Source organism: Flavivirga algicola, assembly GCF_012910715.1.
Lineage (GTDB): Bacteria > Bacteroidota > Bacteroidia > Flavobacteriales > Flavobacteriaceae > Flavivirga > Flavivirga algicola.
Window position 1 is genome coordinate 59,120 of sequence record NZ_JABBHF010000002.1, and the last position, 18,255, is coordinate 77,374.

The window sequence follows — 18,255 nt, forward strand, 5'->3', positions numbered from 1 at the left end:
AGGTTTATTATTCAGTAAAAGCTGGTAAGATATAATCTTCCATGATTTCATAAGGGATGGTCATATTGGAATCAAAATTTCCTCCTGTAAAAACGGCAACTAAACCTAACTCTTTAATAACAAAAATATATTGTCCGCCAAAACCAGCTGCATAAAAACAATTATATGAATTAGCTCCTGTGTTAAAGTCTCTTATCCACCATTGATATCCATAAGAACTATTAGGTGATACATTAAACTTTACTTTTGTAGATTCGTCCACCCAAGCCTTGGAAATTACTTGTGTATCTTTCCATTTGCCATCATTTAAATACACCTGTCCTAATTTTAACATATCTCGGGGCGTATTCCTAAAATCCAAAGGTTCTCCTGTTCCTGGCAGTGCCTTACTTTCAATTAAATCAGAATAATTAGCCTTAGCAAAGACACTATAATCTGTATTGATTGAATTCATTATTATTCTGTTTAACACAAAAGAAGTTCCTGTATTATACTCAAAAGTAGTACCTGGCGAACTCTCTAAAGGTTTAGATAAAACATAGGTATGTGCCGTTTCAAAGGGCGTCCCATAAAACCCAGACAAATCTGTTCCTTCATCCCATTCTAATCCCGAAGACATGCTTAAAAAATTTTCCAAAAGTATATTTTCTTTTCCTCCTTCAGATAGATAGGTTAGTTCGGGAAATAAATCTTTCAGAGGTACCTGATCATTGGCAATAACCCCTTTATCTATAGCTATTCCAATCATTGCACCTCTAAAGGACTTATTAACAGATTGCAATTCATGAGATACATTTTTGTTATATTTTATAAACTCTCCAAAAGAATTTGTACCAGAAAAATATTCTTCAAAAACCAAACTACCATGTATTGATAAGAGTACAGCATGTATTTCTTTATAATTTCCTTTTCTAATCTCATCTAAACCATCGTATATTTTACTTTTATTTGGTAAAAGAGTAGTAATGTCGGATGTATCCCATCCATCATTATCACTAGTAGGAACCATATATTTATACTTAGCTATAGCATTGACTGTAACCGATGAAGACTGGTTTGAGCTTGGAAATATTTTTAATACATTATTATAGTTCAACCCAAGTTTCCAAGAAATATTAGCAAGTCCCTCGTCATTGGTTGTTACTGTAGTCGTATTATCTATTTCACCTCCTTCAGAAATAACCTGAATACTTAATGTTACTCCTGAAACATTATCTCCAGACGCATCTTCAACCCTAACCACAATATCCTCCGCAAGAGTCGTATTTTGAAATCCAATTTGATTATTTCCTGATATTAAAGTTATTTCATAATTAAATACCTCCTCAAATTCAATATTTTCATTACACCCTGCTAAGATTATTAATACAAAAAACAACTTGAATTTCAAGCCAGATATTTTAAAACTCGCTTCAAAAGCACATTTGATATTAGATAAAAACATAAGTAATTCTTTCCTTAAATTTAATTAAATAACTATTAAATACCCCTAAATTTTAATATTATTTACATTTTTTTCAATAAATATGGAGGATCATTGATATAATTAAATGTCTTTATTTGATTATACATAAGTTCAAAAACATTATAAACTAACTAATAAATAATGGTTTCATTTATGATGATACCTCTAAATATTAAAGCTTATAAAACACCAAAAACAAACCCTAAAACTAATAAAAATGCGTTTCGTTGTGTTTTTTTGTGTTTCAACTAAAAAACTTCTACTTTCCGACCATAATATTGACCCTCTACACTATTTAAGTAAATATTTAGTCTAAAAGAATAAAAAGAGCCTACGAACCATGAGATTTATTCACTATTTCTTACTTGTATTTATATTTATTTGCAGCAATACTTTGGTATTCTCGCAGCAAATATCTGTAGATAGTAGTGTTGGCTTACAACAGCTCATAGAAGACAATCTGGTAGATGGTTGTGTCGATATTTCAAATATTACCTCCTCGGTTAACGGTAATGCACACGGGCTACCTAGTTATGGTTATTTTGAACGTGCCAGCTCAAATTTCCCTTTTGAGAACGGTATCATGCTTTCAACGGGAAGTGCTGCCTCTGGAGGTAATGGTTTAATTACACCAACACTTAGCGAGAGCTCTACAACCTGGGGAACAGATCCAGATTTGGAAACAGCTTTAGGCATTACCAATACCCTTAATGCGACTTCTATAGAATTTGACATTGTCTCTATATCCAATCAGGTTCAATTCAACTATTTATTTGCTTCAGAAGACTACGATGGTATTAACCCCTGCCTCGTTTCTGATGGGTTTGTTTTTCTTATCAGGGAAGCTTCCAGTACAGGGCCTTACCAAAATATTGCTGTAGTGCCTGGAACATCAGCCCCTGTAAACACCAATAATATCCGACCTAATTTACTGCCTGCCTGTACGCCTCAAAACGAACAATATTTTGATGGCTACAATATTGGTGACACCAATTATGTGGGACGTACCAACGTATTAACAGCAACAACAACCATTACACCTAATGTGCCATATCATGTTAAAATAATTATTGCCGACCAAAACGATGGTACATTTGATTCTGCCGTATTTATTGAAGGAGACAGTTTTAGAATTTTGGATCTAGGTGAAGATATAGAAACCTGTGCCAGTGCGACCCTTTTAGATGCAGATATACAAAACCCACAGGCTACCTATGCCTGGTATTTAGACAATAACTTAATAAATGGGGCCATAAACCCTACTTATAACGCCATACAAAGTGGTACGTATAGGGTTGTTGTTACTGTAGATTTAAATGGTACGAGTTGTCCCGAAGAAGATGAAATAAATGTTATATTAAATTCAGAAGAACCCATTACTCCAATCAGTGATTATGAATTGTGTGACGATGCAAGTGAAGATGGTATTGAAATATTTGATCTTTCCACTAAAAATGCGGACTTAATAGCCAATATTCCTTTTACGAATTATACCTTTTCTTATCATTATTCAGATGCTGAAGCTAGAAGCAATGCTAATGAAATTACTACACCGATTCCTAACACAACAAGTCCGCGTCAAACTATTTATGTAAGAATAGACGATTTAGACAGTAACTGTTTTGCCTATACCACTTTTGATTTAGTTGTAAATCCGGTTCCAAGCATAACACCTCCGTCTAATTTAGAAGTCTGTGATGAAGATGACTCCCCGGATGGTTTTGCAATTATCGATTTAACGCAGAAGGATGACGAAATAACCAATGGCCAAAACAACCTGATCGTATCCTATCACCGTAATCCCGCTGATGCCAGTAATGGCAACAATCCAATACCATCACCATATGTCAATAATAATGCCCCTCCAAATGCAGAAGTCGTTTACATTCGTGTAATAAATTCATTAACGGGTTGTGTTAATAGCTCTGAAACATTAACGGTCGATGTTACGATAAGCCCCATTGTGGATAGAAGCACACTATACTTAGATGCCTGTGATAGAGACTTAGATGGCACTGCTAGTTTTAATTTAAACGATGCTATAAACAACATTGCTGGTGGATTACCTCCAAATGTCACCTCGACATTTCATGAAAGTTTTGATGATGCCAATGCTGGTACCAACCCCATTGCCGATACGACCAATTATCAAAATGTAAACTTTGAAGAACAAACAGTTTACATACGTATAGAAGACAATACAACGCTATGTGCTTCCATTATCCCCCTTGAAATTCATGCTAACTTGCTATTAACAGGAACAAACTTGGGAGATTTCGCATTATGTGATGATGATGCCGAAAACGACACCTTAGATTTTAATCTAACCACCGTTGAATCTTTTATATCTGACGACTTACCCAATCCTGTTACCGTAACCTTTTATGAAACAGAATCTGACAGAGATAATAATGTTAATATCATTCCTAAAGGGGTTCTGTATTCAGCTACAAGTCCCAAAGTACTCTATGTGCGTCTAGACGATGGCAATTGTTCAGAAGTTGGAGATATAACTCTTTTTGTAAACCCTATTTTGCAATTTAACCCTGCTAACCCCATTCCTTATTGTGATACGGATGATGATGGTATCGTTAGCATTGATTTGCACTCGCTTGATGATATGGTAACAAATGGTAACACTAATTTTTCTGTTACTTATTTTCCTACTGCTGCAGATGCGGACAACAACATCACATCCAATCAATTACCTGATTTTTATACCAATACAAACTCAATAGAACCTATTTATGCTAGAATTGTAAATATTGATACAGGGTGTGCAACAACTAATTTTTTCGAAATCCAAGTCGATTTAGCACCAGCCGCATCTCAACCAGCCCCATTTATTATCTGTGATACGGATGATGATGGTCAATCTGTAATAAATCTTGAAGATAAAATTTCTGAAGTGGTCGCTGATCCAACTGGATTGAATATAGACTTTTTCACCTCTTTTGATAATGCCAATACCTTTACAGATGTTATTAGTGACCCGACTACATTCAATGCCATGACTCAGACCATATACATACGAGTAGAAAGCATAACTGATCCCTCTGACTGCTATAATATTGTTGAGCTTGAAGTTATTGTGAATACCCTACCAAATATTCCAGCTAATATTGATAACTTTCAAATTTGCCAAACAATTGGTGGCAGTACAGCCGATTTCTTATTAGTTGATAAAGATGCAGAAATTTTAAATGGGCAAACGGGCAAAGAAGTTTTTTACTTCGAAGATGAAATAGATGCCACATCTGGTAATATTGCAAATGCTATAGACAAAAACGCAATATATCAAAACACATCTAGTCCTCAAACCATTTATGTTCGTGTGGAAAACATAACGGATGCAACCTGTTACGATACAGCATCATTCTTATTACAAGTATCTCCAGATCCTGTTTATAATGCTCCTACACCTTTTATACGATGTGACGATATTAGTAATGATGGTATCGACACCTTCGATTTAAATGAAAAAATCCTGGAAATAGAAGGTCCTACCCCACCAGAACCTTTAAATATTACATTCCACCTTACCAGGGCCGATGCGGAAAATAATGAAAATGCTTTACCACTCAATTATCAGAATACAAGAAATCCACAAACTATATATGCCAGAATTGAGAGTGAAGATTCGTTGTGCTATGTTGTTGAAACTATAGGCATTACTATCATTGCATCTCCAGATATTACTACACCAACTGCATTAACACGCTGTGATGAAGACTATAATGGCTCTACTACCTTTGATTTAACAACAGCAGATTTTGAAATTTTAGATAGAATCCAGACCAGTCTTATAACAAACTATTTTGAAAATTTTGAAGATATCAATCAAGATGATGGCTTAGACAATACGAATGAAATATCAGATCCAGCAAATTTTAATTCTAGTGCTAAAACGGTTTACATAAAAGTGGCAAATACTTTATCCAGTTGCTTTAGTGTTGTTCCACTTGAATTAAGAGTAAACCTCCCACCACCAACCAATCCCATTACATCGATTCCTATATGTGATAATGACACCGATACATTTGATTTATCTACTGTTGATACTATGATTTCAGATGCCCCTAGCACTGTTAATATATCATATCATAGTACTCAAGACGATGCCAACAATAATGTAGCTCCTTTAAACAATATATTTAACTATACGGCAAGTAGCCATACCATATTTATAAGGGTTACAAACCCTACAACGGGCTGTTTTATTGCTCCTTCATTTGAATTACAAATAAATCCGAACCCTGTTGCGAATACAGTACCTGATTTAGTGACTTGTGATGATGGAGATGAATTTATTGGCTTAGTTGAGTTTGATTTACCAACTTTAACGGCCAATACAATTTTAGGGACTCAAAACGCCTCAGATTATACTATTACCTACTACAATGACCTTGCTAACGCAGAAGCTGGTATTAGTGCTATAGACAATAATTATATCGCTTTCGACAGTGAAATCATTTATGCACGTATTGAAAATAACAACACAGGTTGCTATGATACAACACGGTTCTCAACACGCATAAACCCTTTACCTGTTATTCCTATAGCCGACATAGTTCCGTTATGTATTGATAATTTGCCTTTGGTTATTAGTGCAGAAACCAGATATCCAGACGATATCTATTTATGGTCTACTGGAGCTACAACACCAGAAATATTACTGGATGATATTAGTGATGTAGGAGATTATTGGGTAGAAGTTACGCGACCATACACCATAGGGGGTGACTGTCCTTATAGACATTCTTTTTCCGTTATAGAATCTGAAGCAGCCACCATAAACTTTACGACTACGGTTGATTTTGCAGATCCAAATAGCATAACGGTCGATATCGATACCAGTAATATTGGTGATTATGTCTTTATTTTAGATGATGATGAACCTCAAACCTCCAATGTATTCGAAAATGTAACATTTGGTAGACATACCGTCACTGTTAGAGATTTAAACGGTTGTATGGATATTACTGAAGATGTTGTTGTTATAGACATCCCAAAATTTGTCACACCTAATAGTGATGGTTATTATGACACCTGGCATATTGTGGGTATTGAGTTATTACCAGGCACCATTGTATATATTTACAACAGGCATGGTAAACTCCTTAAAACCTTAGCGCATACATCTGTGGGTTGGGACGGAACCTACAACGGCGAAAACATGCCTTCTGATGATTATTGGTTCTCTGCCGACGTCATTCAAGATGGCAATGCTTTTAATCTTAAAGGGCACTTTGCATTAAAACGATAATATCATTATAATTCAATGTTGTTATTATTAAAGTAAGATTATTTTAACGATTATTTTATGAAATAACCGTCTTTTTTATTCTTTTTATCTAAAAAAATTAAACCTTCCTATTTTTATAAAGTCTAAATGAACTAAATACTATATATTTAGTTCATTTAGACTTTTTTACTCGTACTAAACCTATGCAACCATCAGCTTTTCACAAAAAAGTATTGTTAATATTTATCATAGCCATTACAACACAAGGCTATTCACAATTAAGCAGAACACATTATATCCCACCATTAACCAGTGCTGAATTTGGTAATGCCAATCCAGGGGATCAATACATATATGTATCAACGCCTAGTGCGACCGATATCCCGTATACTATTAAACCTGTAGGCCAACCAGTAACCAGTCATATAACTGGTAATGTTTCGAATGCAAATCCGCAACAAATCCCACTGGGATCAGGAAACGGACAACTATTTATTCCTTCTCCACAAACCAGTGTCGTAGTTAATGACAAAGGCTATATTATTGAAGCAGAAGGCACCATTTATGTATCTGTAAGAATGAATGCAGGTGGCGGTGCGCAAGCTGGAGCTTTAGTTAGCAAAGGACTCCCTGCTTTAGGGACTACTTTTAGAGTGGGAAGCTACACCAATGAAAACCCTCAAGATAATTATTTGAATTTCGCTTCAGTTATGGCAACCGAAGATAATACGCAAGTCACATTCAGTGACCTTCCAGCTGGCATTATTATTAAAAATTATAGTGGTACAATTCCTATAAATGCTACTTTAGATAAAGGAGAAAGCTATACCATAGCGACAAATAGTAGTTCCTCTGTTACTAATCGGGATGGGTTAATAGGATGCTTAATAAGTTCGGATAAGCCCATAGTCGTAAATTGTGGATCTGCCAATGGTAGTTTTTCTAATGGAGGTGGTAGAGATTATGGTATAGACCAAATTGTCGATGTCTCAAAAGTTGGCACAGAATACATTTTTGTTAAAGGAGATGGTGAGAATGCATGGGAAAATATTTTAATTGTAGCACATACAGATAATACGACGATAAGCATTAATGGTAATACACCAGTAGCAACTATTAATGCAGGAGATTATTATTTAATCGAGGGTAACAATTATAATGGCAGTGGTAATATGTATGTTGAAACTTCCCTACCTGTCTTTGCGTATCAGGGTGTAGGAGCTACCAACAGCGAAGCCAACCAAGGGCTATTTTTTGTACCACCTTTAAGTTGTGAAGCCAGAGGAAAACTGGACAATATTGCTCATATTGAAAACATTGGAAGTACAAATTACAATGGCGGTATTACTGTTGTTACAAAATCTGGAGCGACCGTAACCATTAACAACACACCAATAAGCAGCTTTTCGACAAGTGGACCTAATGCTGTTGACGGAAAACCTGATTATGTCACTTACAAGGTTACTGGGCTTTCAGGAGATATCTCAGTAGAAAGTAGCGACGAATTATACTGCGCCTATTTTAATTTTAATGGGGCAGCAACATCTGGAAGTTTTTATTCTGGTTTTCCCTCTGCACCAGAAATTAATTTCGATGCGCAATTTGCTACGTTGGGAAACTGTATTCCCAATATTACTTTAGAAGCTGCCAATACTCAAAATTTTGACAGCTTTGAATGGTGGTTCGATGACGGAACAGGATTTCAGAACTTGTTTATAAGCTCACCTACTTTAACACCAACAGTACCTGGTAAATATAAACTCATTGGAGTAATTACCTGTACACTTGAAAGATTGGAATCGGCCGAAGTCCCGGTAAGTATCTGTCCCGATGATATTGATAACGATGGTATTATTGACAATATTGATATCGATAATGATAATGATGGGATACTTAATTGTACAGAGTCAAGAGGTGATGTTACCATAAACATTGCCAATACAAATCAACCACAACTCATTTTTCAAGATAGTTCTATTGATACGGTCATAACATCATCGACATTTAGCCAAAACAATAGCTCTGGAAATGCAACTAATACAATAACGGGTAACAATACAGGCCGTTTTACAAGTATTGTTCAACCTGCAGCTAATGCAGAAAGCACCTATTCATTAGTTTATACAGAACCTGTGAATGTAAAATTTATGGAAGATACAGCGATCACCCATGTGGAAACCTCTGGTGAATTTTTTATTGCAAAAATTTCACCAGTCAACAAAAATATCACGTTGGTAGATCCTGATAATCGTTTGTTGGTTGATTCCAATTTTGATGGTGTTTTTGAAACTGGTGTCACTCAAATTTCAGGATCCGAAATTCATTTCAAAATAAACCCTGCTCCTTTAGGTAACACCCATTATCAATTTTTTGCCAATCAGGTTGATGGATTTTCTTTTATTCATAGATTAACAAACACAACTACAGCCTCTACATTTAACGGTATACTGTCACTCACCTGCTTCAAAAAAGATACCGATATGGATGGTGTTAAAGATGAATTGGACCTGGATAGTGATAATGACGGACTCCCTGATATTATTGAAAACAGTGGTACGCTAATCACATTATCAAATACAGATATAGATACCAATGGATTGGATGATGTTTTTAGTATTAACGACACACCATTGGATTCCGATACTGATGGCATTTACGATTTTTATGATTTAGATAGTGATAATGATGGAATATACGATTTAATAGAATCTGGACAACTGGGTATTACCCTATCCGATACTAATTTAGATGGAATAGAAGACGGACCAACCTTTGGAACAAATGGCTGGGCTGATGCTGCCGAAACGGCCCCAGACAGCAACATGGTTGGTTATACGCCTAATGATTCGGATAGTGATTCTGTGCTATCTTATATCGATTTAGATAGCGATGGTGATACGTGTAGCGATGTCATCGAAGCTGGGTTTTCGGATGCCAATGGAGACGATTTATTAAGTGATAACCCTATTACAACAGGCAATACTGGATTAGTTACCAATGCCAGCGACGGTTATACCATTCCCAATAGTGATTATTTAAATTATGCGCCCATAACCATAACAACACAACCATCTGATACCGAAGTTTGCCAATCTGCAAACACCACCATATCTATAGCTACATCTGCCATTGATACGATTCAATGGGAAGTTAGTAGTGACAGTGTCAACTGGAGTGCGATTACTGACAATTCAGTATATAGCGGTTCTCAAACCTTCAATTTGAATATAACTTCGACTCCGTTATCGTTAGACACTTATCAGTATCGTGCTTTCCTAAACGTGGCTGGTAATACTTGTGGTACATATTCAGATATTATTGAATTAACCGTACGTCCACTACCTATAATCAATTCACCTGTGACATTAATACAATGTGACGATGAAGACCTAACAACACTTGGCTTTAGCCCTTTTAACTTGACGGAAGCTAACAATGAAATTTCTACAAATGCTTCTAACGAAATATTTACCTATTTTTTAACTCAGGCAGCTGCCATTTCAGGAGATACTACTAGTCCTGATTATATTGGCAATCCAACTACATTTGTGAATAGAACCGTTAGTTCGGATATTGTTTGGGCGCGTGTAGAATCATCTTTTGGGTGCGCCCGTACTTCCGAGATTCAATTAAATGTATCGACCACGGTTATTCCTTCAACCTATCTATTAACCTTTAATCAGTGTGATGATTTTTTAGATATTAATGGTCTTGACAATGCAAACAACGACGATAGAGATGGTATTGCAACATTCGACTTTAGTAGTGTAACCAGTGCTATTCTAAGCAACATACCACCAGGACAAAACCCTTTACCTCCTCGTTATTTTAGAAATGAAACCGATGCCCTGGCAGAAATCAATGAAATTACAAACATTTCAAATTATAGAAATATAGGTTACCCAGGATCGCAATTTATATATGTGAGAGTGGATAGTGATATTGCTAATGACTGCTTAGCCTTGGGGGCACATGTTCTGTTAAATGTAGAAGCCTTGCCAACAGCTCATGATATCACCCCTTTTGTTGAATGTGATAATGATACGGACCCGAATAATGGATTCCTTTTTAATACAAGCAACCTAGAAACTGACTTGTTAAATGGTCAGAGTTTAACAGATGTTTCAATTGCTTATTACGATAGTTCAGGAAATCAATTAACCGACTATGATAACAATTTAATCTCCAGTCCATTTCCAAGTACATTTCTATCTACCTCACAAACTATTACCGTTCGGATTACCAATAACAATACGGCTGACCCCAATGGCCCTTGTTATGATGAAACTGACATTGAATTTAGAGTGGATGTTCAACCCATAGCGAACCCGATTTCTCCTCAAATAGTATGCGATGGTGACATAGATGATATTGATAATGATGGTGAATACCCTTTTGATACGGCGATATTTAGCAGTACAATTTTAGGCACTCAAACTGGTATGGATATCTATTTTGATTATGTTGATGAAAATGGCACCTCAATAACAAACAGTACAACCCTTCCAAACCCTCTAATATCAGGAAATCAAACAATCACTGTAGCGGTTATAAACCCTGATAACACCTCTTGTACGGCAAATACAACTATTGATCTCGTGGTGAACCCTTTACCAGAATTCACCATTAACCCAGAAGAAATTGTATGCACTTCCGATCCAACATTCACTGTTGTCTTAGACCCTATAGAAGCTGATATTAACGAAATCTTCACTTATGAATGGGTTTATGAAGATGGTGCTATACTTTCTAATGATCCAACATTAACAGTATCAAATCCAGGACTTTACTCTATTACTTTGACAAAAACAGATGGTACAGGTTGCTCCAGAACTTTGACGGTTGATGTAAAAGCTTCAGAAAGAGCAAACATTACCCAAGATGCTGTTACTATTGTTGATTTATCAGAAAACAACTCAGTAACCATAGACCCTACCAACCTAGGGCAAGGTAATTATGAATATGCTTTAAGAGCTGAAGACTCTTCTTTTATAATATATCAGGAAGACCCAGTTTTCAACAATGTAAAAGCTGGGTTTTATACCATTTATGTTCGGGATGCAATTTGTGGGGTTTCTACATTGCCTATTTCTGTTATAGGACACCCAAAATATTTTACTCCAAATGGCGATAATGTTAATGATTACTGGAAAATTAAAGGGATAAGTTCGACCGTTCAGCCCAATAGTGCTGTTTTAATTTATGATCGATACGGAAAATTATTAAAACAGTTAACAGTTCAATCTGATGGTTGGGACGGGACTTTTAATGGCACACAACTGCCAACAGATGATTATTGGTTTAGAGTTTATCTGCAAGATGGCAGAGAATTTTCGGGACATTTTACTTTAAAACGATAGCATGTATATTTTGCTTAATTTTGTAAAATGCAGTTTAAAATTGAATCTGAATTTAGCCCTACAGGCGATCAACCACAAGCCATAAAACAGCTTGTTGACGGTATTACATCTAATGAAAAATATCAGACATTACTTGGTGTAACAGGGTCTGGAAAGACCTTTACCGTTGCTAATGTTATCGAAGAAGTACAACGCCCAACTCTGGTTCTGGCACATAACAAAACACTGGCAGCCCAATTATACTCGGAGTTTAAACAGTTTTTCCCTAATAATGCTGTCGAGTATTTTGTTTCTTATTATGATTACTATCAGCCAGAAGCTTACATTCCTGTTTCTGGTGTATACATAGAAAAAGACTTATCCATTAACGAAGAAATTGAGAAGATGCGCTTAAGTGCCACATCTTCCCTACTTTCTGGTCGTCGGGATGTGCTCGTGATTGCATCAGTTTCATGTATTTATGGTATTGGAAACCCTATTGAATTTCAAAAAAATGTGGTGGCTCTAAAACGAGATCAAGTCATTTCCAGAACAAAATTATTACATCAATTAGTACAGAGTTTATATTCCAGAACAGAAGCCGATTTCAAACACGGAAACTTTAGAATAAAAGGTGATACGGTAGACATTTTCCCTAGTTATGCCGATGACGCCTTTAGAGTTCACTTTTTCGGAGATGAAATTGAAGATATTGAATCATTCAATGTTCAAACCAACGAGGTTATTGAAAAGTATGATCAGCTCACTATTTATCCTGCCAATATGTTTGTAACCTCTCCCGATGTATTACAAAATGCTATCAAGGATATCCAAGAGGATTTGGTAAAGCAGCATGATTATTTTAAAGAAATTGGCAAGCATTTAGAAGCTAAGCGACTTAAAGAACGTACCGAATTTGATTTAGAAATGATTCGAGAACTGGGCTATTGTTCGGGTATTGAAAACTATTCGCGTTATCTGGACGGAAGGATGCCAGGCACCCGCCCTTTCTGCTTATTAGATTATTTTCCAGATGATTATTTAATGGTTGTAGATGAAAGTCATGTAACCATTTCCCAAGTACATGCCATGTATGGTGGTGATAGAAGCAGAAAAGAGAATCTGGTTGAATACGGCTTTAGACTGCCAGCTGCCATGGATAATCGCCCATTAAAATTTGAAGAATTTGAAGCCATTCAAAATCAAGTGATTTATGTAAGTGCCACACCAGCAGATTATGAGCTTCAAAAAACAGATGGTATTTATATTGAGCAGGTAATTCGCCCAACGGGCTTATTAGATCCTATTATTGAAGTGCGGCCAAGTTTAAATCAAATTGATGATTTAATTGAGGAAATACAACAACGCGTTGAAAAAGATGAGCGTACTTTGGTTACCACACTTACTAAACGAATGGCGGAGGAATTAACCAAATATTTAGACAGGATACAGGTACGATGTCGTTATATTCATAGCGATGTTGATACATTGGAACGTGTTGAAATCATGCAGGATTTGCGCAAGGGATTATTTGATGTTTTGGTTGGTGTAAACCTTTTAAGAGAAGGTCTGGATTTACCTGAAGTCTCCCTTGTTGCTATTTTAGATGCCGATAAAGAAGGTTTTTTACGTTCAACACGTTCACTAACACAAACTGTAGGTAGAGCTGCAAGAAATTTGAATGGTAAAGCCATTATGTACGCCGACAAAATAACCAATAGTATGCAAAAAACTATTGATGAAACTAATTACAGGCGTAAAAAACAAATTGCCTACAATACAAAAAACAATATAACCCCCAAAGCACTCAATAAAAACTTGGATAATGCTTTATCTAAAAACTCAGTTAGCACCTATAGTTATGAATTAGAAGCTTTAAAAGCAGCAGAACCTGAAAGCGAATATTTAACAAAACCAGAATTAGAAAAGAAAATTCGGGAAAAACGTAAGTTAATGGAAGAAGCTGCTAAGTCCTTAGATTTTCTTGTTGCAGCAAAATTACGTGACGAAATTAAAAGTTATCAGGATAAACTAGAAAAGCTAAAAGTTTAAACTTTTAGCTTTTCCAGAGCCCTCTTTACGAGGGAACAACACATTCAATAAATACTTAGCAGATTATTATTAATTGTATTGTGTTTTAAATATATCAATCAACACATCTGGTGGTACAATTTTGTTTGGAAAACTTTCCATTAAATACAGTACCTTTGTAATGGACTCATGGCTTAGCCCCATACGTAAACCGAAATTATATAACTTTATAGCACCAGAAGGATTACCTTCATTTTCTTGGTCAATATTCATTAATAATACCAATCTATGAAACTGTACAATCCGCTCGCTATGCGATTTCAAATGCGTATAAGTAACAGGATGATCTATTAAATATTCAAAATCTTCTCGTGTGATATCGAGTTGTTTTGCAACACCTAATAAAAAGTTATACTCTATATCTTTTATGTCTTTATCATATTTTGCAAATGCAATCATTTCGGACAAAAGACTTAATTTTTCTACTCTATTAATCATTATTTCGGGGATTAATTAATTATAGTATAAAGGTACACACAACAGTAATTTAATAATCGTGTATATAATGTAACTTATCGAAAAACGGTAGGTATTTGGTCGTAAGTTTTATTTATTTCATCAATAACCACCTTTTATTCATCTAATAAAATTGCATTTCGTCATTTTTAAAAATTATTTTTGCATAAAAAAATATTTCACAAAATACTGACATACAGCAAATTACACATAAAAAACTTATCTTTAAAGTGAGCATTTAATAATCAATATTTAAGGTATCTTTGTTAAAACCAAGAAAACGCTGGGATGACATATCCTTTTGAATTAATTGAATGATTTTAAGAATTAAAAGACATATAAATTAATCTTATGACAAATAATGATATTTTAAAAAAATTACGAGTTGCTTTAAAACTTCGCGACGATGATATAGTAAAAATTTTAAGTCTAGTTGATTTCAGAATATCCAAAAGTGAATTAGGTGCATTTTTTAGAAGAGAAGACCATCCTAAATATATGGAATGTGGGGATCAAATTTTACGTAATTTTTTAAATGGACTTGTCATTCATTTAAGAGGTCCAATGCCTGAAAAAAAATCGAAAGTAATTTCTAAAAAGTCTAAAACTGACAAAAACTTCAGTACATCCAAACCACAAAAAAAGAGCAACAATTAATGTTGCTCTTTTGTTTTACATAAACTCTTTGACTCGCTTAGAGTTCTTAATCTAAGAAATTAAGCCAATACTTGCTGTACTTTATCTGCTGCTTCCTGGAATTCAGTAGCACTCATAACATCCAAACCAGAATTATCTATCAATTCTTTAGCAATATCAGCATTAGTTCCTTGCAGACGTACTATAATAGGTACATTTATAGTTCCCATATTTTTATAAGCATCAATAACACCCTGTGCAACACGGTCGCAGCGCACAATACCTCCAAAGATGTTTATTAAAATAGCTTTTACCGCTGGATCTTTTAATATAATTTTAAAAGCAGCTTCAACACGAGCCGCATCTGCGGTACCACCTACATCTAAAAAGTTAGCTGGCTCTCCTCCTGCTTGTTTAATTAAATCCATGGTAGCCATAGCCAATCCAGCTCCATTTACCATACAACCAACATTTCCATCTAAATCGACATAGTTTAAACCAAGCTCTCCTGCTTCAACTTCAATAGCACTTTCTTCACGTACATCACGCAAATCAATATAATTTTTATGTCTATAAAGTGCATTATCATCAATAGTTACCTTAGCATCTACAGCCATTATCTTATTATCACTTGTTTTTAAAACAGGATTAATCTCAAATAATGAAGAATCCGATTTTACATAAGCTGTATATAAAGCGGTAACAAATTTTGTCATTTCTTTAAATGCCAAACCAGATAAACCAAGGTTAAAAGCTACACGTCTAGCTTGAAATGGTAACAAACCAACGGCAGGATCAATCTCTTCAGTAAAAATCAAATCTGGAGTTTCTTCTGCTACAGTTTCAATATCCATACCTCCCTCAGTAGAATACATGATCATGTTACGTCCTGTAGCCCTGTTTAGCAATACAGATACATAAAACTCATCGGTTTCGCTTTCTCCAGGGTAATAAACATCCTCGGCTACTAAAACTTGATGCACTTTTTTACCTTCCGCAGATGTTTGAGGCGTAATCAAATTCATTCCAATAATTTGTCCTGCTATTTCTTCTACCTCTTGTAAGTTTTTTGCTAGCTTTACACCGCCGCCTTTACCACGTCCTCCCGCATGAACTTGCGCTTTAATAACATGCCAGCTCGTTCCAGTTTCGTTTGTTAATTGTTTTGCAGCTGCCACTGCTTCATTAGCATTTTGGGCTACTATACCTCGTTGTATACGTACCCCGAAGCTACTTAATATTTCTTTACCTTGATATTCGTGTAAGTTCATAATTCGCGTAATCGTTTTAAGAAAAGCAAATGTAAATAATCGCAATTACTTACCCTAAATTTAATTACGAAAACTTACCAACATTCATATAGCAAAATTCAATTGTTAAATAATTAACATGTTGTTTAATTTGTACAATTTTTTAATTATTTATTTTTTATTTATTCGAATAAAATATCTTTGAAAAAAATTTGAAAATTATGTTAGAAAGTCAATTGCTGAAAATTGCACAAGATTTTGGGAGCCCCGTTTATGTATATGATGCTGAAAAAATTGAAAATCAATATAAAAGGCTTACTGGTGCCTTTAAAAATGTTAAAAAACTTAAAATTAACTATGCAGTTAAGGCATTATCTAATATATCTATATTAAAGCTTTTAAATTCACTAGGGTCTGGTATAGATACCGTATCTATTCAAGAAGTACAACTAGGTTTGGCTGCTGGTTTTTTACCTGAGCAAATTATTTTTACGCCCAATGGTGTGTCTCTAGCTGAAATTGAAGAGGCTGCTAAATTGGGAGTAAAAATCAATATAGACAACCTTTCAATATTAGAACAGTTTGGAACCAAACATCCAAAAACACCCGTATGTATTCGTATTAACCCACATGTTATGGCAGGTGGTAATAGTAATATTTCTGTTGGACATATCGATTCAAAGTTTGGAATTTCCATCCATCAAATACCACATATATTACGTATAGTAGAAAATACTAAAATGACTATTAATGGTATTCATATGCACACTGGTAGCGATATCTTAGATATTGAAGTCTTTTTATATGCTAGTGAAATATTATTTGAAACTGCTAAACAATTCCAAAATTTAGATTTTATTGATTTTGGCTCTGGTTTTAAAGTACCCTACAAGCAAGGTGATATTGAGACCAATATTGAAGAATTAGGAAAAAAACTATCGGCTAGGTTCAACGAATTTTGCAAAAATTACGGAAAAGAACTAACACTGGCTTTTGAACCTGGTAAGTTTTTGGTAAGTGAATCTGGAAGCTTTTTAACTAAAGTGAATGCTGTAAAACAAACAACATCTACTGTTTTTGCACAGGTAGATTCTGGTTTTAATCATCTTATTAGACCCATGTTTTATGGATCTCATCACGATATTGTAAATATATCCAACCCTAAAGGTCGTGAACGTTTTTACACGGTTGTAGGTTATATTTGTGAAACTGACACCTTTGGAAACAACCGTCGGATTAATGAAATAAACGAAGGCGATGTTTTATGTTTTAAAAATGCTGGCGCTTATTGTTTCTCAATGGCTAGTAATTATAATTCCAGATATCGCCCTGCCGAAGTTTTATGGTATAATAACAAAGCGCATTTAATTAGAAAAAGGGAAACTTTTGAGGATATTACTAAAAATCAAATTGAAGTAGATTTTTCTCAAAAAAAAGAAAAAGTGCTAGCTAAATAATAGCTTAGGATTAAGAACCAAATAAAATGTCCAATATATAACTATATTGGACATTTTTAATTTCAGAATTTTTGTTACTCTCTGCACTTACAATACTGAAATTACATAATTCAAATATCTATACTACAAGCAACAGTTTAAAGCGTTTCAGCTTATGTGTTTTTCTGTTTGGTTATAATCATTTAGAATTAATCCTAAATAATATTTTATCATAAAATGTAGTATTATACAACAATATAATAAAAAAATACTTAATATTTAAACAAATATCTTTAATCTGCTTATAATCTGGGTTAATCTACTAAAACATCTTGAA

The 18,255-nt window shown here is 34.7% G+C and carries 8 protein-coding genes; 5 read left to right on the plus strand and 3 right to left on the minus strand.

What is annotated here, in order from left to right; genetic code table 11:
• Positions 1-7 precede the first annotated feature (7 nt).
• The gene (locus tag HHX25_RS03130) at positions 8-1,444 is read right to left on the minus strand and encodes a serine hydrolase domain-containing protein (RefSeq protein WP_169670025.1); all 1,437 of its coding nucleotides are present in this window, start codon (positions 1,442-1,444) and stop codon (positions 8-10) included.
• Positions 1,445-1,805: 361 nt separating this feature from the next.
• Between HHX25_RS03130 and HHX25_RS03135 the strand changes: the two genes are divergently transcribed.
• The 3 genes from HHX25_RS03135 to uvrB all read left to right on the plus strand — a co-directional run bounded on the left by HHX25_RS03135 (position 1,806) and on the right by uvrB (position 14,101).
• Complete coding sequence (locus HHX25_RS03135; RefSeq protein WP_169670028.1) at positions 1,806-6,731, plus strand: T9SS type B sorting domain-containing protein; 4,926 nt, start codon at positions 1,806-1,808, stop codon at positions 6,729-6,731.
• Between the two features lie 182 nt (positions 6,732-6,913).
• On the plus strand, positions 6,914-12,070 hold the full coding sequence (locus HHX25_RS03140; protein WP_169670030.1) for a T9SS type B sorting domain-containing protein: 5,157 nt from the start codon (positions 6,914-6,916) through the stop codon (positions 12,068-12,070).
• Between the two features lie 27 nt (positions 12,071-12,097).
• Entirely contained in the window at positions 12,098-14,101 is a 2,004-nt protein-coding gene (gene uvrB, locus HHX25_RS03145; protein ID WP_169670032.1) for an excinuclease ABC subunit UvrB, read from the plus strand.
• A 69-nt stretch (positions 14,102-14,170) separates the two neighbouring features.
• Here uvrB and HHX25_RS03150 read toward each other — a convergent pair whose 3' ends face one another.
• Positions 14,171-14,578: a TerB family tellurite resistance protein gene (locus HHX25_RS03150; protein WP_169670034.1), complete on the minus strand. Its 408-nt coding sequence runs from the start codon at positions 14,576-14,578 to the stop codon at positions 14,171-14,173.
• A gap of 369 nt (positions 14,579-14,947) precedes the next feature.
• Between HHX25_RS03150 and HHX25_RS03155 the strand changes: the two genes are divergently transcribed.
• Positions 14,948-15,253: a DUF1456 family protein gene (locus HHX25_RS03155; protein WP_169670036.1), complete on the plus strand. Its 306-nt coding sequence runs from the start codon at positions 14,948-14,950 to the stop codon at positions 15,251-15,253.
• 59 nt (positions 15,254-15,312) lie between these two features.
• On the opposite strand, the gene sucC is transcribed toward HHX25_RS03155, so the two are convergent.
• Positions 15,313-16,503, minus strand: coding sequence for an ADP-forming succinate--CoA ligase subunit beta (gene sucC / locus HHX25_RS03160; RefSeq protein ID WP_169670038.1), 1,191 nt, complete (start codon positions 16,501-16,503; stop codon positions 15,313-15,315).
• Positions 16,504-16,703: 200 nt separating this feature from the next.
• Here sucC and lysA point away from each other — a divergent pair, with 200 nt between their 5' ends.
• A complete protein-coding gene (gene lysA / locus HHX25_RS03165) occupies positions 16,704-17,939 on the plus strand; it encodes a diaminopimelate decarboxylase (RefSeq protein ID WP_169670040.1) in 1,236 nt (411 codons plus the stop codon).
• The last annotated feature ends 316 nt before the right edge of the window (positions 17,940-18,255 follow it).